17 protein-coding genes and 1 tRNA gene are annotated in these 20,194 nt (G+C 60.1%); 8 read left to right on the top strand and 10 right to left on the bottom strand.

What is annotated here, in order from left to right; translation table 11 throughout:
* Positions 1 to 106 precede the first annotated feature (106 nt).
* The gene (locus FKG95_RS05850) at positions 107 to 880 is read right to left on the bottom strand and encodes a GntR family transcriptional regulator (protein WP_142895397.1); all 774 of its coding nucleotides are present in this window, start codon (positions 878 to 880) and stop codon (positions 107 to 109) included.
* A gap of 98 nt (positions 881 to 978) precedes the next feature.
* On the opposite strand from FKG95_RS05850, the gene FKG95_RS05845 reads away from it, so the two are divergent.
* The 3 genes from FKG95_RS05845 to FKG95_RS05835 are packed head-to-tail and all read left to right on the top strand — an operon-like array spanning position 979 to position 4,160.
* On the top strand, positions 979 to 1,866 hold the full coding sequence (locus FKG95_RS05845) for an MBL fold metallo-hydrolase (protein ID WP_142895396.1): 888 nt from the start codon (positions 979 to 981) through the stop codon (positions 1,864 to 1,866).
* Positions 1,867 to 1,879: 13 nt separating this feature from the next.
* Complete coding sequence (locus FKG95_RS05840) at positions 1,880 to 3,652, top strand: gamma-glutamyltransferase family protein (protein WP_142895395.1); 1,773 nt, start codon at positions 1,880 to 1,882, stop codon at positions 3,650 to 3,652.
* Positions 3,653 to 3,656: 4 nt separating this feature from the next.
* Entirely contained in the window at positions 3,657 to 4,160 is a 504-nt protein-coding gene (locus FKG95_RS05835) for a GAF domain-containing protein (RefSeq protein WP_179953945.1), read from the top strand.
* Between the two features lie 211 nt (positions 4,161 to 4,371).
* Here FKG95_RS05835 and FKG95_RS05830 read toward each other — a convergent pair.
* The 3 genes from FKG95_RS05830 to FKG95_RS05820 all read right to left on the bottom strand — a co-directional run bounded on the left by FKG95_RS05830 (position 4,372) and on the right by FKG95_RS05820 (position 5,976).
* Positions 4,372 to 4,447 (bottom strand) — tRNA-Glu (locus tag FKG95_RS05830).
* Positions 4,448 to 4,524: 77 nt separating this feature from the next.
* On the bottom strand, positions 4,525 to 5,580 hold the full coding sequence (locus FKG95_RS05825; RefSeq protein WP_142895393.1) for a threonine aldolase family protein: 1,056 nt from the start codon (positions 5,578 to 5,580) through the stop codon (positions 4,525 to 4,527).
* A 60-nt stretch (positions 5,581 to 5,640) separates the two neighbouring features.
* A complete protein-coding gene (locus FKG95_RS05820; protein ID WP_142895392.1) occupies positions 5,641 to 5,976 on the bottom strand; it encodes a hypothetical protein in 336 nt (111 codons plus the stop codon).
* A gap of 78 nt (positions 5,977 to 6,054) precedes the next feature.
* Between FKG95_RS05820 and FKG95_RS05815 the strand changes: the two genes are divergently transcribed.
* The 3 genes from FKG95_RS05815 to FKG95_RS05805 all read left to right on the top strand — a co-directional run bounded on the left by FKG95_RS05815 (position 6,055) and on the right by FKG95_RS05805 (position 9,144).
* Positions 6,055 to 7,122: an RluA family pseudouridine synthase gene (locus FKG95_RS05815; protein WP_246116702.1), complete on the top strand. Its 1,068-nt coding sequence runs from the start codon at positions 6,055 to 6,057 to the stop codon at positions 7,120 to 7,122.
* A gap of 228 nt (positions 7,123 to 7,350) precedes the next feature.
* Entirely contained in the window at positions 7,351 to 8,235 is an 885-nt protein-coding gene (gene rpoH / locus FKG95_RS05810) for an RNA polymerase sigma factor RpoH (RefSeq protein ID WP_142895391.1), read from the top strand.
* Between the two features lie 183 nt (positions 8,236 to 8,418).
* Positions 8,419 to 9,144 (top strand): hypothetical protein, encoded by a 726-nt coding sequence (locus tag FKG95_RS05805; RefSeq protein WP_142895390.1) that lies wholly within the window; start codon positions 8,419 to 8,421, stop codon positions 9,142 to 9,144.
* 10 nt (positions 9,145 to 9,154) lie between these two features.
* Here the strand turns inward: FKG95_RS05805 and FKG95_RS05800 are convergent, their stop codons facing one another.
* The 4 genes from FKG95_RS05800 to FKG95_RS05785 all read right to left on the bottom strand — a co-directional run bounded on the left by FKG95_RS05800 (position 9,155) and on the right by FKG95_RS05785 (position 14,531).
* Entirely contained in the window at positions 9,155 to 9,622 is a 468-nt protein-coding gene (locus FKG95_RS05800; protein WP_142895389.1) for a hypothetical protein, read from the bottom strand.
* 42 nt (positions 9,623 to 9,664) lie between these two features.
* Positions 9,665 to 11,698: a serine/threonine-protein kinase gene (locus tag FKG95_RS05795; RefSeq protein WP_142895388.1), complete on the bottom strand. Its 2,034-nt coding sequence runs from the start codon at positions 11,696 to 11,698 to the stop codon at positions 9,665 to 9,667.
* Between the two features lie 362 nt (positions 11,699 to 12,060).
* Positions 12,061 to 13,353, bottom strand: a complete 1,293-nt coding sequence (locus FKG95_RS05790; RefSeq protein WP_142895387.1) for an adenylosuccinate synthase — start codon at positions 13,351 to 13,353, stop codon at positions 12,061 to 12,063.
* 2 nt (positions 13,354 to 13,355) lie between these two features.
* Positions 13,356 to 14,531 carry an ATP phosphoribosyltransferase regulatory subunit gene (locus tag FKG95_RS05785; RefSeq protein ID WP_142895386.1) on the bottom strand — a complete coding sequence of 392 codons (1,176 nt, stop codon included), beginning with the start codon at positions 14,529 to 14,531 and terminating at the stop codon, positions 13,356 to 13,358.
* 198 nt (positions 14,532 to 14,729) lie between these two features.
* Between FKG95_RS05785 and FKG95_RS05780 the strand changes: the two genes are divergently transcribed.
* The gene (locus tag FKG95_RS05780) at positions 14,730 to 15,281 is read left to right on the top strand and encodes a paraquat-inducible protein A (protein WP_142895385.1); all 552 of its coding nucleotides are present in this window, start codon (positions 14,730 to 14,732) and stop codon (positions 15,279 to 15,281) included.
* A 7-nt stretch (positions 15,282 to 15,288) separates the two neighbouring features.
* On the opposite strand, the gene serA is transcribed toward FKG95_RS05780, so the two are convergent.
* Both serA and FKG95_RS05770 read right to left on the bottom strand, forming a co-directional pair.
* Positions 15,289 to 16,866 (bottom strand): phosphoglycerate dehydrogenase, encoded by a 1,578-nt coding sequence (gene serA, locus FKG95_RS05775; protein ID WP_142895384.1) that lies wholly within the window; start codon positions 16,864 to 16,866, stop codon positions 15,289 to 15,291.
* Positions 16,867 to 16,972: 106 nt separating this feature from the next.
* Complete coding sequence (locus FKG95_RS05770) at positions 16,973 to 18,133, bottom strand: phosphoserine transaminase (protein WP_142895972.1); 1,161 nt, start codon at positions 18,131 to 18,133, stop codon at positions 16,973 to 16,975.
* Positions 18,134 to 18,412: 279 nt separating this feature from the next.
* Here FKG95_RS05770 and FKG95_RS05765 point away from each other — a divergent pair, with 279 nt between their 5' ends.
* A complete protein-coding gene (locus FKG95_RS05765; protein WP_142895383.1) occupies positions 18,413 to 20,188 on the top strand; it encodes an SLC13 family permease in 1,776 nt (591 codons plus the stop codon).
* The last annotated feature ends 6 nt before the right edge of the window (positions 20,189 to 20,194 follow it).

Here is a 20,194-nt window from a genome sequence, read left to right as displayed (position 1 = left end):
GGTCTTACTCCTCTGTCTTTGGCAGTTTATTGTTATCGCGCCGGTTCTCTTCAGTTTGGTCTGTTCTGACTGAGTCTGCCGGCTTTCCTTATCGAACCGTCGAAGGTCAATGGTTATGGCTCTCCGCGATCTCCACGGGCGGATGATCCGGCGAGAGCTGGTAACGCTGAAAAAGGAACGGCGTGTCACCGAACGTGAAATCGGTAATGTCCCACACGGTCCCGTAAGATCCGGGCTTCAGCATCAAAGCATCGCAGGCCTGGTTGCTCAGAATCCGGCACCCGAACTTATGTTCCATTCGGATGGACGGAAGGTTGAAGGTTTCGATCAGGCTCCGGTGAAGAGATCTGCCATGCAGGGTTTCCAGAGGCATGCCCAGGAATTGTTCGCCGTGTTCAGGCTTGAAGTAGATGCTCGAAAAGGCGGGCGGTTGCTGGTCGAACCAAACCAGACGGTCGATCCGCACTGTGCGCGCGACTGACAGAACCTCCGACCACGCCCCTTGCTGTTCGTCCCGTTCAACCGCCAGCGTGCGGACGAAGGGCAGCATGATCTGCCCCGACACCGGATCCTTGAAGCGGTAAACGAACACTTCGTTCACCTGGGACAGACGGTCGTTGATGAAGGTGCCGGTTTTGCGGTTACGGACGACGAAGCCATCCGCCGCCAGTTTCGACATCGCCTTTTGCACCGTGCCCATGCTGACCGGAAGTGTCCGCGTCAACTCGGCCTCCGTCGGGACCCGTTGCCCCGGCGAAAACCTGCCCGAAACCACGCATTCGATAAAGGCGTCGGCGAGACGGAGATACTTCGGCCGGTCCCTGCCTTCGGCTTGGGCGGTGATCGAGTCGACCAGGGCATCGGTGGCTATCTGTTCCATCACGCGCACACTTTACATAATAGTTTTAGAATTTATACTATATAGTATATTGAAGCTTCAGCAGGTCAAGGACGAACATTCCCAATGGACGCAATGCCATGAAGATCACGTTGCTCGGCACCGGCACACCGGCCCCGTCGCTGACGCGGCAGAGTTCGGGCTATCTGATCGAGATCGGGAACGACGTGATCGTGATGGACCATGGGCCGGGGGCACAGCATCGCCTGCTCGAAGCGGGAAGCCACCCGACGAAGGTCTCTCATCTCTTCATCAGTCATATGCACTATGACCACATGCTCGATTACCCGCGCCTTCTGCTGCAGCGGTGGGATATGGGCGCGGGAAAAATTCCTGAACTGAAAGTCTATGGTCCGCAACCTTTGGTTCGAATAACGGACCGGATTATCGGTGAGGACAGCGTCTTCGGTCTCGACATAGAATCCCGGGTCAGCCACCAGGCGAGCAAAGACGTTTATGTCTCTCGCGGCGGAGTCCTGCCCCGCAAGAAACCGGCACCCGTCCTGCGAGAGGTCGTGCCGGGCGATGTGATCGAAGGCGACGCCTGGCGGGTGACCGTCGGCGAGGCAAATCATTTTCAGCCAATTCTGGACTGCCTGGGATTCCGGATGGAGACGGATGCGGGCGTTCTTGTCTATTCCGGCGACAGCGGCGGTGTACCGGCGGGCATGGTAGAGCTTTGCGAGAATGCGGATATGCTGATTCACATGTGCCATTTCGCGTCCGGCATGGAGCCGACAGACGCCTACCGGCAAGCGTCAGGCAACCACATGGACATCGCCGAGATCGCCAAGCGCGCCAACGTCAGGACGGTCGTGCTCTCACATATGATCCATCTGCTCGATCAACCGGCGGTGATGGAACAGCTGGTGACCGAAATGAAAAGCGTTTACGACGGCAACATCATCATCGGACGGGACTTGATGAAGCTCTCGCTCAATGTGGACTATCCACATCGGGTCGACTGAGCCGAGGACTTTTATGATCGAAAAACGTACCCACGTCGACGCGGAAACCCACGCCATCGCCGCCGGACACGATCTCGCGACGCAGGCGGGCCTGGCGGTTTTGGAGGATGGGGGCAATGCCGTCGATGCGGGCGTTGCGGCGGGTATCGCGCTCGGTGTCCTGCATAGCGATCTCGTAAACTTCGCGGGCGTCGCACCAATCATGATCCGGATTGCGGAGACCGGCGAGGTCGTCACCATCGATGGTCTTGGTGTTTGGCCGCGCACCGCATCGGTCGAGTTCTTCGAACGCGAGTTTGGCGGCGCGATTCCCACCGGCATTCTTCGCACCGTGGTCCCTGCCGCCCCGGCGGCCTGGATCAAGGCGCTTTCAACCTTCGGCACGATGACCCTCGGCGACGTCGCCTCCTTTGCCGTCCGCTACGCGCGCGAGGGCTTCCCCGTCTACCCGCTTTTCGCAGACTTCATCCGAACGAACCAGGACGCCTACCGGCGACACGCCGCATCGGCCGAGATTTACCTGCCGAACGGCCATCCCCCGGAAGTCGGCCAGCTCTTCAGGCAGTCGGACCTGGCCGGCACAGTCCAATACATGATCGATCAGGAAACGGCCGCGGGCGGTGACCGGAGAGCCGGCCTGAAAGCTGCCCGCGACGCTTTTTACAAAGGCGATATTGCAAGAACCATCGCGGCCTATCACACCCGGAATCACGGGTTTCTTGCATACGAAGACCTGGCGTCTTTCGATGTCAGATTCGAGACGCCGCTGACCGTGCCTTTCGGAGAGATCGATATTTATACCTGTGGTGCGTGGTGCCAGGGCATTTCCTTCGCTGAAACAATGGGCATGTTAAACCGGCTCGACATCGGGGCACTCGAACAGAATTCCAGCAGATACATCCATACCTTAACCGAAGCTTTCAAGCTGGTGTTCGCGGACCGCGAAGCCTTTGTCGCGGACCCTTCATTTGTCGAGGTTCCGGTCGACGGCCTTCTCGAGCCCGCGTATCTGGCGGAGCGATGCCGAGCGATCGATCCTGATAAGGCAAGCCCTGAAATGCCGAAAGCCGGCGCGCCGTCCGGGGTTACTGCTGAAGTCGGGAACGCAAACCAGGCCGTCGCCACGGCTCTGGAACAATCCGATGGCGATCCTCACGACACAGGCTGGAAAGATGAGGGGACGCTGACCGACCCCGCCTCCGCTGACACCTCTTACGTTGCGGTCATTGATCGTGACGGGAACATGTTTTCCGCGACGCCGAGCGACACCTCCGCGGACACGGTCGTCATTCCAGGCACCGGCCTCTGCCCATCGTCGCGTGGGTCGCAATCCAGGGGTAACAGCCGTTCAATCAATTCGCTCGCCCCTGGCAAACGCCCCCGGCTCACACCCAACCCGGCGCTGGCTATACAGAACGGAAAACCCCTGCTGGCGTTCGGCACGCCGGGCGGCGACGTCCAGATCCAGGCCATGGCGCAGGTCTTTCTCAACATCTTCGTACACGGCATGAATGTTCAGGACGCCGTACAGGCGCCTCGCTTCGCCACTTACAGCTTCCCGTCATCCTTTGCCCCCAATGCCTATCATGCGAACCTCCTGACGGTCGAAGACTCGATTCCGGACGAGACAGCCGCTGAATTGCTCGCGCTTGGCCACAAGGTGGAACGCTGGCCGGATGGAACCTGGAAAGCGGGCGGTGTGCTCGCCGTCCATCGGCACCCTGAAACCGGGCGTATCCTCGCCGGCGCCGACCCCAGGCGTGCCGGCACCGCGCGGGGTCGGTGACGTCATGACGGCAGACAAGACCGCGCACGTTCTCGATAACTTCGCCGAGACCCTATCCAACGCGCCGGATTTGCACGGCGTCTTCACTGCCGCGGAGGCGGTCGCGCAGACCTTGATAGGACATCGCCTCTTCACGATCATGCGGTTCGACGCGGCGCGAATGGTGGTGGAGCGCGTACACTCGAGCAATCCGGAAGCCTATCCCATCGGCGGTCGTAAGCCGAAGCGCGATAGCGAATGGAGGCGGCATGTCCTGGAGGAGGGCAAGGTCTTCATCGGTCACAACAGCGATGATATTCGATGGGTGTTCGATGACAGCGAACTGATCCTAGGTCTGGGCCTTCACGCCGTCCTCAATGTGCCGATCAAGTCCGCCGGCCGTATCGTCGGCACGATGAACCTGCTTGACCGGACGGCCCACTATCGTGCCCGAGATGCCGAAATCGGTGCGGTCATCGCCGCTCAGCTGGCAGATGTGCTCGATGTAAGCGCGTCTGCTTCCGACTAACGCAGAGCCGATGAGATTGCGATAAGTGCGTCTTGTTGCGGATTGAAACCGGAGCAGCGAAACCACAGGGGTTGAAACTTACCCCGCTTGTACGACTTTCTTCTGACCGGCTTCAGCACAGCCATCTGCGGCGCACGCCTCAGCGGCACAGAGCGACTGCTACGGCACTGAAATACAAGCGTTATTGGATTAGAATAGCGTAGCGCTAAGTTGGCATCCCCAAGGGGAGTCGAACCCCTGTTTCCGCCGTGAGAGGGCGGCGTCCTAGGCCACTAGACGATGGGGACCCGCTGGACAGGCGCATGACATAACCAAAGCCGCGCGCGGGAGCAAGCATTTGTTTTGGATTGGGGCCAAAAAGGCCCTATTCGGCGGCTTTCCGGGCCAGATCTGCGGCCAAGGCAACAAAGGCCCGGACATCCTCCCCGGTGCCGTTAAACGCAGTCACCAGGCGGATTTCGCGCATTCCCGCAGCCGTCGCAGGCGTTGTCCAGTCGTAGAACATGAAGCCACCCGCCTTCAGACCTGCGATCACAGATTCCGGCAGCGACAAAAACAGCATATTGGCTTCAACGGGGTGATGAAGAGTCACGCCGGGCAAGCCGGCGAGCCCCTGCGCCAACTGCGTGGCCAGCGAATTGGCGTGCAGGGCATGGCGTAGCCACAGACCGTCTTCGAGATAGCCCTCGAGCTGGGCCGAGAGAAAGCGGCCCTTGGAAAAGAGATGTCCGCCCCGCTTGCGCCGAAAACCGAATTCCGCAGCCAGTTCAGGCTTGAAGATCACCACAGCCTCGGCGGCCATGGCCCCGTTCTTCGTCGCACCAAACGCCAGCACATCGACCCCGGCTTTCCAGGTCATTTCGGCCGGACTGCAGCCTAGCGCCGCGATAGCATTGGCGAAGCGCGCACCGTCCATGTGCAGGCCGATTTGATGCGCGCGCGCAACTTTGGCGATCGCGGCGACGTCATCCGGCCGATAGAGCGTCCCGACCTCGGTCGCCTGGGTCAGGCTGATAGCGGCGGGCTGCACGTGATGAACAACCCCGGCACCAGTGATGGCATCGGAAACCACACCTGCTGTCAGCTTGCCATCCGCCCCCTCCAAAGTGACGAGCTTCGCTCCTCCGGTGTAAAACTCCGGAGCACCGCACTCATCCACCACGATGTGCGCGTCACGATGGCAGTATACCGCACCGTACGGCGGCGTCAGAAGCGACAGGCCCAAAACATTCGCCGCCGTCCCTGTGGCCACAGGGAAGACAAGTGTCTCGGTCTCAAAGAGGTCATTGAAGCGCGCCCGCACCCGCGCGGTCACAGGATCCTCGCCGTAAGGCATTGCCGGGCCTTCGTTCGCGTCTGCGATAGCCGCCAGAATCTCCGGTGCCATTGCGGTCACGTTGTCCGATGCGAAGTTGGTCATAAAACTATCCTGAATCGTATTTTTCGAGCGAACCGGCCGCTCCCGATACGTCTGCCATATCTATTCGACCGGCCGTAGTGTAACTCTGCCGAGTGTCTCTCCGCTCAAGGCGTCCATGACAATGACTTGCTTGCAACGCTGGTCGTCGAGACCATCGAGCGTGATCAGCAGCCGATTGCCCTCCAATTGGACAGACTCCAGATCACAGCCGACAGGAACCGGCAGATCTACCTCGCCAAAGCTGGTCGCTATGTCTTCCTGGCTGGAACCGGCTGAAGAAGGCGGCAGGACCGGTTCTCCGGACATCATCCGTGCGGCGATGGTGTAGATCACGAAGCCAAAACCGGCGACGATCAGAACTGACATCAAAATAACGGCGGTCTTAACGGCTTTCATCGCTTTAGGCTTTCAAGGTTCATGCGGGAAGGCTATCTCTCTGGAGAGTTTTTGACTTAACAATCGAAGCACAAGGCTTTGCCCGACACAGACGCACCACCCGGCCCCGCAGACCCGGACCGCCCTGATTCCGCCCACGCTTCCCCGGCGGATCTCAAGGCATCCGGCGATCCGGACGTGTCTGAACGCCACGCAATCCTTGTGGACCCCGCCGACAAACGCGAACGTGTCGATCGCCTCCTGGTCAAGAATTTGCCTACGCTGTCCCGGAGCAGGCTGCAAGGCCTGATCACCACCGGTCAGCTCAGCGTTGACGGCAAGACGATAGACAACCCCGCATTTCGGGTCAAACCCGGTCAGAAGCTCCTTCTCGAGGTTCCGCCAGCCGTCGCGGCGGAACCCGAGGCACAGCAGATCGATCTCGATATCGTCTTCGAGGACCCCTACCTGATCGTGATCGACAAACCGGCGGGTATGGTTGTTCACCCCGCCCCCGGAAATCTGGACGGCACGCTGGTCAATGCCCTGATCGGACACTGTGGCGAATCACTCAAAGGCATCGGCGGCGTGCGGCGCCCCGGCATCGTGCACCGGCTGGATAAGGATACCAGCGGTCTGATCGTAGCCGCCAAGACTGAGGCCGTGCATCAGGCCCTCACCGAACTCTTCGCCGCCCGCGATATAGAACGAGCCTATCAAGCCGTAATCTGGGGTGCGCCCAGCCCCGCAAAAGGCGAGATCGAAGGCAATATCGGCCGCAGCCCCCGAAACCGCAAAAAAATGGCGGTCGTCCGCCGCGGCGGCAAAAGCGCCCTGACCCGATACCAAACGTTGAAAAGCTATGCGCAGGGCGCTGTCAGCCTGATCGAATGCCGCCTGATGACCGGCAGAACCCATCAAATTCGCGTGCATCTGACGGAAAAGGGTCATCCCCTGGTCGGCGACCCGGTCTACGGACGTGTGAGTGACGCCAAACTACAGCGTTTGCCACCGGATGCCCGCCTTGCGTTCAGAGACTTCAGGCGCCAGGCGCTGCACGCACGGATTCTGGGCTTCAAACACCCGATTACCGGGAAAACCCTCAAATTTGAAAGTAAATTACCGCCAGATATAAAGGAGTTGATTTCGTCTTTAGAACCAGTTTAAAATTACTCCCCATGGGTGAATTTCGAGACGATTGCTTGTGGATCGCAAGCTGCGTACCTACATAATACATACGGTTTTGTGAATTGAAGCCGTTTCCAGGGGGATTACCTGGCAGTATTGTAGAACATGAAACCGTGGCGAAGGTTTCGCGCCTTCCGCGGGGGTTTACCTGAAGCCGGAACATTAGGCGTACCCGGGGTTCCGGCGGGGTATTAGGAGGATTTTGATATGGCTTCACCGAGAGTTCCGGCCCTGAGTTCAGAGGGTAATCTCTCCAGCTACCTGCAGGAAATTCGCAAGTTTCCAATGCTGGAGCAGGAGCAGGAGTACACCCTTGCAAAAGACTGGCGCGAGAGCGGTGATGTGGAATCCGCGCATCAGCTTGTGACCAGCCATTTGCGGCTGGTCGCCAAGATCGCGATGGGATACCGCGGCTACGGCCTGCCGGTCTCCGAACTGATCTCCGAGGGTAATGTCGGCATGATGCAGGCGGTAAAGCGCTTCGATCCGGAACGCGGCTTCCGTTTGGCCACCTACGCCATGTGGTGGATCCGGGCCGCCATTCAGGAGTATATCCTGCACTCCTGGTCGCTGGTCAAAATGGGCACGACCGCGGCTCAGAAGAAGTTGTTCTTTAACCTGCGGAAGCTCAAAGGCCAGATGCAGGCGATCGAAGAGGGCGACCTGCATCCGGAACAGGTAACCCATATCGCAACGCAGTTGAACGTGCCTGAAGCGGACGTGGTGAGTATGAACCGGCGGCTGGCGGCCCCGGACAACTCGCTGAATGCACCGCTGAGGATCGACGGCGACGGCGAATGGCAAGACTGGCTGGTCGATGACACCATGGACCAGGAAACCTCGCTCGCCGAAGACGAAGAGCTTAGCAAGCGCAGAGCTTTACTGGTGGCAGCCATGAAGTCACTGAACGAGCGGGAGCGTCACATCCTTGAAGAACGGCGTTTGAAGGACAATCCCACGACACTTGAAGAGCTGTCGCAGGAGTATGGAATCAGCCGCGAACGGGTGCGCCAGATCGAGGTCCGCGCATTCGAGAAGCTGCAGAAGGCAATTCGCAACGCCGCCATCGAACAGCGTCTCGCAACCGCTTAAGCAGGAACCTAACCCATAGTGAAAGGCCGGCCTCAGTCCAGGGGCCGGCCTTTTTTTATAAAATCGAAACTCGCGGTTTGATCTCGCCCCGGCGTTTCGCCTACTCTCCGCAACATCCCATTTCGATAACAAGGCCGGCCGCTGCCAACGCAGATGCCAGGTCGCCAAAAGCGAGCTTTTTTGATGACTTCCCACGAGTCGCATGCCCCTTCGATACCTCAATCTGATGCGGATCACCTGCCACGTTGGGTCTGGCTTTGGCTCCCGCTTGCGGTCGCGGTGATACTGCTGGTCCTCGCTCATGCGGCGCCGGAATTCTACGCCGTCTGGATGGGGAGCGAGGAGCGCGGCCTCCTGGAGCTTTCACATGCCCTGATACCCCTGGCCGGCTTCATTCTTGGTGTGCGTATGCTTTTCATGCCCCAGGTGCGCCGCCACAAGTGGATCTCCATCTGGGTCCTGCTGGCGGCCCTGGGGTGTCTCTACATCAGCGGTGAAGAGGCCAGTTGGGGTCAGCACTATCTGAAGTGGGATACGCCGGAAGCCTGGCAGGCCGTGAACGACCAGGAGGAAACCAACCTCCACAATGTAAGTTCCTGGTTCGATCAGAAACCGCGCGCGGTCCTGGAACTCGGCGTTGTCCTCGGCGGCATACTGATCCCGCTTGCCGCGCTGAAACGTCCCGAGATCAGACAGTCGCGTTTCGCGATTGTGCTGCCGCCGCTGATCACATTGCCGACTGCAGTTCTGGCAGAGTTCTCCAAAAACTCTGAGCGCTTGCTCTCGGCAATCGACTACGATGGAATTCTCTTTAGCCGCGCCAGCGAAGTGCAGGAGACCTATTTCTTTTACTTCATCCTGCTGAATCTGATTATTTTGCGCCGGCGCCTCATTGCGGGCCAAACCTGAGCATCAGTATTCAGCTTTCCGGTTCCGGCGCTTCTTCCGCCGGTTCATCGCCTTGCCGGTAGGGCTCGGCAACAACGGCCGCGACCTCATCCCCCCAGGCGGCGATCAGTTTTTTTTGCTTCGCGCGCAGAGAAAGAACCTGCGCGCGCGAGGCGATCCCCTGATAATTCGCAATGATCGGCGGCATGACCCAGTAGATCAGCCAACCAACGCCCGATGCCATAAGTGCACCCGCCCAGGCAAACACATTCGACATGCCCTCGAACGAGGCCTGAAAGGTCTGTCCATGCCCCCAAAGGTCGACAACAGCCGGAACGGTCCCCGCCAGATTCATCATACCGACGGTGATCACAAACTTTCGACCGGGTGTGCCGTCCACGATAAAGGCAACCATCGTCGGCAACATCAGGACGAGCAAAAGCAGGCAGGTCGGCAGCAGAACCGCACTGACCGGGATCGCCAGCAGGATCCATGTCATTTTGTTGCTTTTCTCGGTTTCAGTGGCCAAAAGTCTTCTCCATCAGGTCACGTAAATGAACGACATCACAGCGATCGAAACGCTTGCGAGCACCGCGGACACCACAGCCGACGCCCGCTGGCTGATCGCGGCGACATGTGCATCGGACGTCAGCGCGCCATCCTCATGCCAGGTGATCTGACCTGCAATGCTCGCAAACTCATTCTGCGCCTGCGCAAAGCCAACCTCGTCCTGCTGACGTAGATTTTCGTTATCCACCAGCCAAAGCAACTCAGCCAGGTCACCGCTTTGAGTCGCCCCCTCGATGCCCTTGGAAAGCTGCTGCCGGAAACTGCGGAAATGATAGGTCTCTGTTATCGGTCCGAGGAGCTTCGCGAACCAGCGCGCTGTGTTCGGGAGAGCTTCAGGGCCGGTCGCGCGCTGAATTTCCGAGAACAAGCGCAGGACCGAGACGTTGTATTGCAGCTTGTCTGCTGGTTCCGCCAACTGGATGAAAAGGCGCTCAGACAGGTTTTTCACCCGGGTCGCGGAAAAGGCGGCAATGTGGCGGTCCATAGGCACGTAATCCGGAATACCATCCTGTGCCAGGCGCTCCAGAGCAGGCAGGAGCTCCGCGCCCTCGTTGACGAAATCGTTCTTCAGCAATGGGGAAAGACACGGCCAGCTGGAGTTACACTCGTAAAGCGCCCGCTCCGGGCCGAAGCCAATGCGTGAACGATTGACAAAGCTCTCGATGATGTCCGCCTGACGAATCCAGGGAACGTATTCAGGCTTCATAGAGGGTTGGACTTCAATCCACGACTTATGCAGCTTCGAACGCACGACCTCGGAGATCATTTGCGGCACATGGTCTTTGTCGAAATCAATCGCCAGGGCCTGCGCCAAACCGTCCAAACGAGCGGAAATCGACTTATAGCGAATAGGAGCCAAGTGATCGAGCGCCGTCAGCACGCCAGCAACGGCCTTGTCCTGGCCTCCGCCCCCCTCGCCGCCCATGCGCGACATGCGGCTCGCTTTAAGGATCGCGGACGCGCATTTTTCATCGGATAAACTCCGGCGCACCCAACCTTCCAGCGCATCGTCCCGCAGCGTTTCCTGTGCCAGGGACCAGTTATGCCCCATCGCAAACGATAGTCCCCGTGCGGTATTGTACTCCTCGCCATCAAACTCAAAGGCACGGGCAGCCTTGGCCGACAGAGTGGCCTGCTTCGGGCTTAAGTGACGGCCGTTCGCCCAAAGGTCCAGATCCATGATGTTCCAGCGTTCAGCCGGGTCGTCGCAGAGCAGCCCGCGCAGCGCCTCCATCAGCTTGAGGGAAACCCGCGCCTGTCCGACCAAGGTCGCGTAGGAACCGACAGCAATCTTTGAAGCAACCACTTCCTGATCAGAGAGCTGAGGAACCGGATTTCCACCATGACTCAAAACTGCGATGAGTACGCCAAGGGCGTAAAAATCATCGCTGATGTAACCGGGTCCACGGCCACTTGGGGTCGACATGCCCGCATCAATCGGCTCATAGATCACCGGCTGGAAGTATCCCGCCGGCGAACTGACGCACTCACCCAGAATGATCTCCTGGTTGCTGCCGCCACTGGTGAAGATGTTGTCTGCGCGGATCGCCCGATGCGCCAGGATTCTGCCGCCGAGTTCCCGCAGATTCGTAACCATCGGTGTTATGACACCGCGGATCAGATCGTCCTCGGAGAGAGGTTGGAAGCTGGCACTAGGTTCTGACTGCACCCGCTCACCGCGCGGTTGCTCGAAGATGATGACAAACTTGCGCTTTTGATCACTTGCCTGCGTGATGATTCCAGAGGCGCGCGGCGTCAGAAAAGCACTTGATTCAACATGAGAGAGAGACCTGACGGCATCCACGCGCGGCGCAAGTTCGCGAGAACAGATCAACGCAAAGAGCGCGAGACTCGGATTCCGTTTGTCCAGCGCCGCAACGGCATCGCAGCCCGGCGAGTTGAGAAACGGTAAAGGTTGGTCAGGATAAACCTCATAGCGATCGGAAAGTTCGATCCCCTTTTCTGCCCCCCGCTTTCCGGCCCGACCTGCCGAAGTTCCGCTCATATCCTCTCCGCCCGTTCGCCCGGCCACCCGCGGCTTTCCGGAGCAACCGCGATCGCGATGTCTCAAAACTGTCTCTCTGCGCCTGTGGGCTGCAAGCTCCACCGCGCAGGCCACAAGCCGGTCAGCAGCGGCGATCCACGCACGCGGCAATCCCGTCAGAGTCAAAAGTTAACCCAGAGATAACAAAAAGATAGTTAACGGCGCGGTAATCGCACACAAACAACAGCCGAACTCAATCACGGCCGTCCGGGCTCGTTGCCACCCAAAATTCTGGGGTGCGGCAGCATTTGCGCCGCCAGGAGAACCCTGGCGGCGCTTGGATCTCGGGCCCTAAATCTTGCAAGCCTGCTCGGGAGACGAGATCAGCCCTTGAAGGGGTCGCGGACAAGAATGGTGTCGTCCCGTTCCGGGCTGGTGGAGAGGAGCGCGACCGGAACTTCGATCAGCTCCTCGACACGCCGGATATACTTCACCGCTGTCGCAGGTAGTTCGGCCCAGGATCTCGCACCCTGGGTACTCTCGCTCCAGCCTTCGAGATGTTCGTAGATGGGTTCCACCTTGGCCTGACGGGACGCCAGAGCAGGGAGATAATCCAGTTCCTCGCCGTCAACCCGGTAGCCGGTGCAGACTTTAAGCGTCTCGAGGCCATCAAGCACGTCGAGTTTGGTTAAGGCAATCCCGTCAATCCCGCCGGTTTTGGCGGCCTGACGGACCATCACCGCGTCGAACCAACCGCAGCGCCGGCGGCGGCCTGTTACCGTCCCGAATTCATGCCCGCGCTCACCCAGACGCTGACCGATTTCATCCTCGAGTTCTGTCGGAAAAGGCCCGGAGCCCACACGCGTGGTATAGGCCTTCGTAATACCCAGAACGTAATTCATAGCCTTCGGCCCGATGCCGGAACCCGCGGCGGCCTGACCTGCCACGGTGTTGGAGGAGGTCACAAAGGGATAGGTGCCATGATCGACATCGAGCATCGCACCCTGCGCGCCCTCGAAGAGGATCCGCTGTTCTCGGCGGTCCGCCTGATCCAGCACATCCCAGACTCGCCCGGCAAACGGCAGAATCTTGGGCGCAATCTCCAGGAGGGCTGCAATCAGTTCCTCGCCATCTGCCTCGGGCTGACTCAGGCCGCGCAGCAGGGCGTTATGGTGCAGCAGCAAAGCCTCGACGCGTTCACGAATGGCGGATTCCTCAGCCAGGTCACAAAGCCTGACCGCGCGGCGGGCGACCTTGTCCTCGTAAGCCGGACCAATTCCCCGGCCGGTCGTGCCGATCTTAGCGTCTCCGCGGTCAGCCTCACGGGCCCGGTCGACCATCCCATGCAACGGCAGGATCAAGGTCACGTTCTCAGCAACGGTCAGCGAATCCGGCGTGACCGCGACACCCTGTGCGGAGATGCGCTCGATTTCCTCCAAAAGCGCCCAAGGATCCACCACGACCCCGTTGCCGATGACAGATTGCTTGCCGGGACGCACGATGCCTGACGGCAGCAGAGACAGTTTGTAGACCACGCCGTCGATCACCAAAGTATGCCCGGCATTGTGGCCGCCCTGGAAACGCACGACCACGTCGGCGCGCTCGGAGAGCCAGTCGACAATCTTGCCTTTTCCTTCGTCGCCCCATTGGGAGCCGACGACTACGACGTTAGCCATGGTTACTCTTCCTCTGTTTCAAGACTTGCGTCCACGGGTTCGATCGAGTCATCAATCAACACGTGGCTGCAGTGCAGGTGTTTTGCCTCGGTGCGGGCATCGGCCCCATCCTCGAGTGCCCCCACAATACGCCAGCCCTCCGCCTGCAGCGCCTTTACACGGGCAACCGGAGTTCCGACGGGAGCAAAGAGACGGCGCGCGACATCGGGCTTTGGCAAGGACCGCAGGACCGTATCCATATAGAGCGTGAACCCCGTACAGGATTCGCTGGAACCGTCAGCGATTTCTGCGTCGTAGCGGCCGCCCCGGCCCAGTTCACCTCTGACGTTCCGGGCAAAAACCACGAAGCTGATTCCGGTCTGATACTCAAAGCCGCGGTGCTCCACGGGATCGAGCGTGAGCGACACTTCCGGCGCTTCGGCTCTGATCAGGCCCACAACCCGTTTCAGGCGATCGAGTTCCACATCCGCGGCAGAGGGCAAACGCAGGCTTTCAAGCTCGACCAGTGCCTCGTCAGCGGGTCCGGCGGCGCGCAGAAGCGCCAAAAAGGGTTCCGCCCTATCGCCCGCGAGTTGGGACACCGTTGCGGCATCTTTCCGGTCCAGGGCCTCGCGTAGCGCAGCCGATTGCAGAGCGTCAAACCCCAGGTCCTTGGCGAGCGCGCCGACCAGTGGCGGCAGGTTGAGATCGATGGACAGCCCCTGGACACCAACGGCCTCCAGGGCGCGGGCGGCCAGGAGAACCACCTCGGCATCCGCGCGCTCCTGCGAGGCCCCGATCAACTCAGCCCCCACCTGTCCGAATTGCCGCTCGGGCCGCAGCTGGCTGCCCTTGACCTGCAGCACCTGCCCGCCATAGCAAAGGCGCAGCGGACGCGGCGCATTGCGTAAGCGTGTGCCGGCGATGCGCACCACCTGCGGGGTCATATCCGCCCGCAGGCCGAGCATCCTGTGGCTAACGGGATCCATCAGGCGGAAGGTTTGCTGAGCAACGGCCTGGCCCGGCCCGGAGAGCAACGCTTCCTCGAACTCAAGAAGCGGCGGTTTTACTCGTTCATAGCCCCAGCCTGCGAAAGCAGCGATCAGGCGCTCGACAATGCCGGCCTCGTGGGCCGCCGCGGGTGGAAGAATATCTTGCAGGCCCGCGGGCAGCAGTGCTTTATCGCCAAGAGTGTTCATACGATTGCCATGGAGATTGGTGCAATTCTTGCGAAAAACCGCCCCTGCGGCCTGCCGCAAGCTTTCCTGCGTCCTCTGTTGACAGCGGGGAAGTGACTACTAGTTTTACCGGCCAACGGCAATTGGAAATCCTCATGATCGTCGAGATGAATCAGAATCCCCCCCGGTGCGAGCCGGGCTTGATGCGCAGACACCCCTATGCCCGCTGAATCCGACCCTAACAGCAGCCCGGAAAACGATGGAACAGCGTCGGACCAAGGCACCGGACTGGCCGACCGTCTCCTGGGACTGCTCCTTTTGGTCTCTGCCGCATTGTTGGTCGCGGGCTGGTTTATGCCGGTCATGACCGTCCAGACACTCTTTGTCTTTTACAACGAAGTTTCGATCATCGAGGGCGCATTCAGCATGCTTGAGAGCGGCGATTACCTGCTGGTGGCCATTATCGTGGTTTTCACCATCATTTTTCCCGTCTGCAAGCTCGTCCTCGCTTTTCTGGTATGGCGTCGGCTGGATGCGCCGTACAGCGGGATGGGTCTGGCGCTGCGGAGGGTCGAACTCTTCAGCAAATGGTCGATGCTGGATGTCTTCGTCGTGGCCCTGGTCGTCGTTATCGCCAAGATGTCACTGGTATCCGACGTCACGGTCCACGCGGGTCTCTACGTCTTCTGCAGTGCTGTCATGCTCTCCATGTTCGCGGTCTGGCGCATCAGCCACCTCGCGCATCGCGGATTGGCCGACAAAGAAGCCTGAGGCCCTCTTAAAAGCTCAGCTGCTGAACCTGCCGGATACCCGGAAGAGCCTTCAGCGTTTCGATCACCGCTGCATCCAGGGCTGCATCGAGTTCGAGGAGAGCAATCGCCGCGCCGCCGCGCTCGGCCCGCCCCAGATGGAACGTTGCGATGTTCACCCCCGCCGAACCGAGCGCCATGCCCAGGGCACCGATAAAGCCCGGCTTGTCTTCGTTGGAAATATAGAGCATGTGCGGCGCCAGCTCGGCCTCGATCTCGATGCCCTTGATCTCGACCAGGCGAGGCCGATGGCCGCCAAAGAGAGTGCCGGCCACGGCGCGGTCGCCCCGTTCGGTGGTTACAGTGACCCGAATCAGCGTTTGGAAGTCACAGTCCCGTTCGTGCTTGACTTCCGAGACATCGATGTTGCGCTCGCGGGCAACAACCGGCGCATTGACCATATTCACGGATTCCAGCATCGGCCGCAGCAAGCCGGTCAGGATCGCCTGGGTCAGTGGGCGGCAGTTCAGGCCTGCAACCTGACCCTCATATTCGATGGTGACCGCCTTCAGGCCGGTGCGGGTCAACTGACCGGCGAAGCTGCCCAGGCCATCGGACAGCAGCATATAAGGCCGCAACCGCGAGGCTTCCTCGGCGGTCAGAGACGGCATATTGAGAGCGTTTGTAACCGCACCGGTCAGCAGGTAATCCGACATCTGATCGGCGACCTGCAGAGCAACCTTTTCCTGCGCCTCGACCGTGGCCGCGCCCAGGTGCGGCGTGGCCACGACATTGTCCATACCGAACAGGGCGTTTTCACGCGCCGGTTCTTCGGCAAATACGTCGAGCGCGGCGCCCGCGACATGTCCCGATTCGAGCGCGGCTTTCAGGTCTTCCTCGACCACAAGACCGCCACGGGCACAGTTGATGATCCTGGCGCCGGGCTTCATCTTCGCCATGGCCGCGGCATCGATGATGCCTTTTGTCTGCTCGGTCATCGGCACGTGCAGGGTCACAAAATCTGACCGGGCGAGCAATTCGTCCAGTTCAAGCTTTTCAACCCCCAGATCCTCGGCACGCTCGGGCGAAAGGAAGGGATCATAGGCCACGACCTTCATACGCAGGCCCTGGCCCCGGTTGGCAACAATCGCGCCGATATTGCCGCAGCCGATCACGCCAAGGGTCTTGGCGGTGAGCTCGACGCCCATGAAGCGGGATTTTTCCCACTTTCCGCTCTGGGTCGAACGGTCGGCCTCGGGAATCTGCCGTGCGAGCGCGAACATCATGGCAATCGCATGCTCTGCCGTGGTGATGGAATTCCCATGGGGCGTGTTCATCACGACGATGCCGCGCTGGGTCGCCGCCGCGATGTCGACATTGTCGACACCGATGCCGGCCCGTCCCACGACCTTGAGATTGTCCGCCGCTGCAATGACATCAGCGACCACCTTGGTCGCCGAGCGGATCGCCAACCCGTCATAATCACCGATCTTGGCGGTCAGCTCTTCTGGGCTCATGCCGACGAGAACATCGACCTCGATACCGCGGTCACGGAAAATATCCGCGGCGCGTGGGCTTAACTTGTCTGAAATCAGAACTCTAGGCATTTAGAATGACCTCAATGGGTGCCGCGCAGAGGAGTGACTCAATCCTAAAGTCACTTCTCCTCGCGTGAAAGATGTGGGGTACGGAGGCTGGACTCCCGATCCGGCTCTAAGCCGCTGCTTTCTGGGACTTCACCTGTTCGAAGGCCCAGTCCAGCCAGGGCAAAAGCGCTTGCATGTCGGCAAGCTCGACCGTGGAACCGCCCCAGAGGCGCAGGCCCGGCGGCGCGTCCCGGTAACCCCCGAGATCGTATCCGGCATCGGCATCCTCGACCTGCTTGGCAACCGCCTTCGCAATCGCTGCCTGCTCGTCCGTGCTGAGAGACTGAAACCAGGGATCGACGAACTTAAGGCAGATAGACGTCGCGGAACGGATCGCCGGGTCACTGACCAGGAAATCAACCCAATCGCTGTCACCGACCCATTCGGATACGGCCTCCAGGTTGGCTTCCGAACGTGCCATCAGTCCTGTCAGTCCACCGACCGATTCCGCCCAGCGCAAGGAGTCCAGAGCGTCCTCGACACAGAGCATGGAAGGCGTATTGATGGTCTCGCCCTTGAACACTCCTTCGATCAGCTTACCGCCTTTGGTCAGGCGGAAGATCTTAGGCAGAGGCCAGGAAGGAGTGTAACTCTCGAGCCTCTCGACGGCACGCGGGCTCAGCACGATCATGCCATGCGCTCCCTCGCCGCCCAGTACTTTTTGCCAGGACCAGGTGATGACATCCAGCTTCTTGAAAGGCAGATCCATCGCGAAAACAGCCGAGGTCGCGTCGCAGATAGTCAGGCCGGCCCGGTCCGCGGGGATCCAATCGCCGTTCGGCACCCGTGCTCCGGAAGTGGTTCCGTTCCAGGTAAAGACAACATCGCGATCACAATCGACCTGCGCGAGATCGACGATCTCGCCGTAATCGGCTTCAAGGCAGCGTACATCTTCCAGCTTGAGCTGCTTCGCGACATCGGTGATCCAGCCTTTGCCGAAGCTTTCCCAGGCCAGCATGTCGACGCCACGGGCCCCCAAAAGCGACCACATCGCCATCTCGACCGCACCCGTGTCCGACGCGGGCACGATCCCGATGCGATAGTCCGAGGGAATGCCCAGAATGCTGCGGGAGCGTTCGATGACTTCACCCAGCTTGGCTTTCCCATCTTTGGAACGATGAGATCGGCCCAGGCTCGCGCCAGAAAGTGCGTCGAGCGACCAGCCGGGACGCTTCGCACAAGGACCGGAGGAAAACCTTGGATTACTGGGCCGGACGGCCGGCGTCATCAACGCCATTTGAGTCATCTCCTCGTTCTGAGCAGTGGAGAAAAGGCATCGCTTCTGTCGCAAACGCCCCGTAAAGTGTCGCGGATACTAGAGATCATGTTGCAGTGCGTCAATGCAGGCGCCACTTTGCCAAAGACTGGCGGCGCGGGGAAAAAGCAGGCTAAAGTTCCCACTCTCTATAAGTGATAAAAAGTCAGATAAACGACCAAATTCGCGAGTCTCGAAAATGCCGGAACCGAATTCACACAAGGCCAGCCAAGGAGAGCGCGCAGTCAATCCATGACTATGGAGCAGTACTTCCTTTTCGCTATCGTTGCCGCAGGCCTCGTGATGTTTGCGTGGGGCCGGCTGCGCTATGATGTTGTCGCAGTCCTTCTGCTTCTTGCCTCCGTTGCCTCCGGAGTCGTCGCCACGGACCATGCCTTCAGCGGCTTTGGCCACCCGGCAGTCGTCACTGTGGCGGCCATTCTGGTGCTTTCGCGGGCCCTCCGGAAATCCCAGATCGTCGAAACCATTTCCAGGTTCCTTGAACCGGCGACCAAGAGCACGTCGCTTCACGTCCTGGCCATGAGCGGGACCGCCGCCGCCTGCTCGGCCTTCATGAATAACGTCGGCGCCCTCGCCCTGATGCTGCCGGTCGCGATCCGCAGTGCGAAGGAAACAAGACGTCCGGTCAGTCGATTCCTTATGCCTTTGAGCTTCGGATCGCTGCTGGGCGGTCTGATCACATTGATCGGAACCCCACCCAATATCATCATTGCCAGTGTCCGGGCAGAGGCCACCGGCACCACCTTCGCCATGTTCGACTTTGCGCCGGTCGGATTGGGCGTCGCTGTCGTCGGCGTTGTTTTTATCGCGCTGATCGGCTGGCGCCTCTTGCCAAGGCGTGGCGATGTGACCGACCCGCAAGCCCGCTTCATGCTGGAGGACTACATGACCGAGTTGCGGGTCCACAATGGATCGCGCTTCGTCGGACGCCGTCTCGTCGATCTGGAGGCCCTGGGCCAGGGCGATTTGGTGGTGGTGGCTCTGATCCGGCGCGACGACCGAATGCTCGCGCCCTCCGGTTTCCTCCGGCTTCAGGCCGAGGACATTTTGGTGGTCGAAGCCGATACAGCCACGCTGGAACGCATCGCGGAAAAGGCGGAGCTGGAAGTCGAGGGCAGCGCCGAGGTGGAGACGGAGCACCTGCGCTCCGAACGGGTCGGGCTGATGGAGGCGGTCATCGTGCCCGGCTCGCGTCTTGAAGCCAGAACCGCACAGGGGATGCGCCTGCACACGCGCTATGGCGTAAATCTGCTCGGAGTCGCCCGCCAGGGCCGGGCCGTCGGTGAGAGGCTGGGCCAGGTCCGCTTCCGCGCCGGCGACGTTTTGCTTCTGCAGGGCGAACGTGCGTCGATGCAGGATGCTCTGACCAATCTTGGCTGCCTGCCGCTTGCGCAGCGCGAAATAGGTCTTGGCCGCCCAAAGGGTTCGCCGGTTCCCGCCTTGATTTTCGGCTCGGCAATTGCCCTCGTCGTCTCGGGCACTGTCCCTGCCCAGATCGCCTTCGTCGCCGCGGCAGTGGCTCTGGTAATTCTTCAGCAGGTGAGTTTGCGAGAACTCTACGAGTCGATCGACTGGTCGGTCATCGTACTGCTGGGCGCCATGATTCCCATCGGAAGCGCGCTGGAATCCACCGGCGGCACGATGGTGATCGCCGGCCCTATCCTGACACTGGCGCATCAGGTGCCACTTTGGGCCGTGCTCGCCCTGCTGATGATTGTCACCATGCTGATATCCGACATCATGAACAATGCGGCCACCGCCGTTCTCATGGCTCCGATCGGCATCGCGATCGGTCATGGACTCGATGTCAGCATCGACCCTTTCCTTATGGCCGTCGCGGTCGGCGCCTCGTCGACCTACCTCACCCCGATCGGACATCAGTCGAACCTGCTGGTGATGGGGCCCGGCGGTTACAAATTCGGCGATTACTGGCGCATGGGCCTGCCGCTCGACATCCTGATCGTGTCGGTCGCCGTGCCGCTCATCCTGGTGGTCTGGCCATTCTAGCGGGTT

Source organism: Denitrobaculum tricleocarpae, assembly GCF_007004665.1.
GTDB lineage: Bacteria > Pseudomonadota > Alphaproteobacteria > Kiloniellales > Kiloniellaceae > Denitrobaculum > Denitrobaculum tricleocarpae.
The sequence above is the reverse complement of the archived record's forward strand: the minus strand, read 5'-3'. Positions and strand labels throughout refer to the sequence as shown.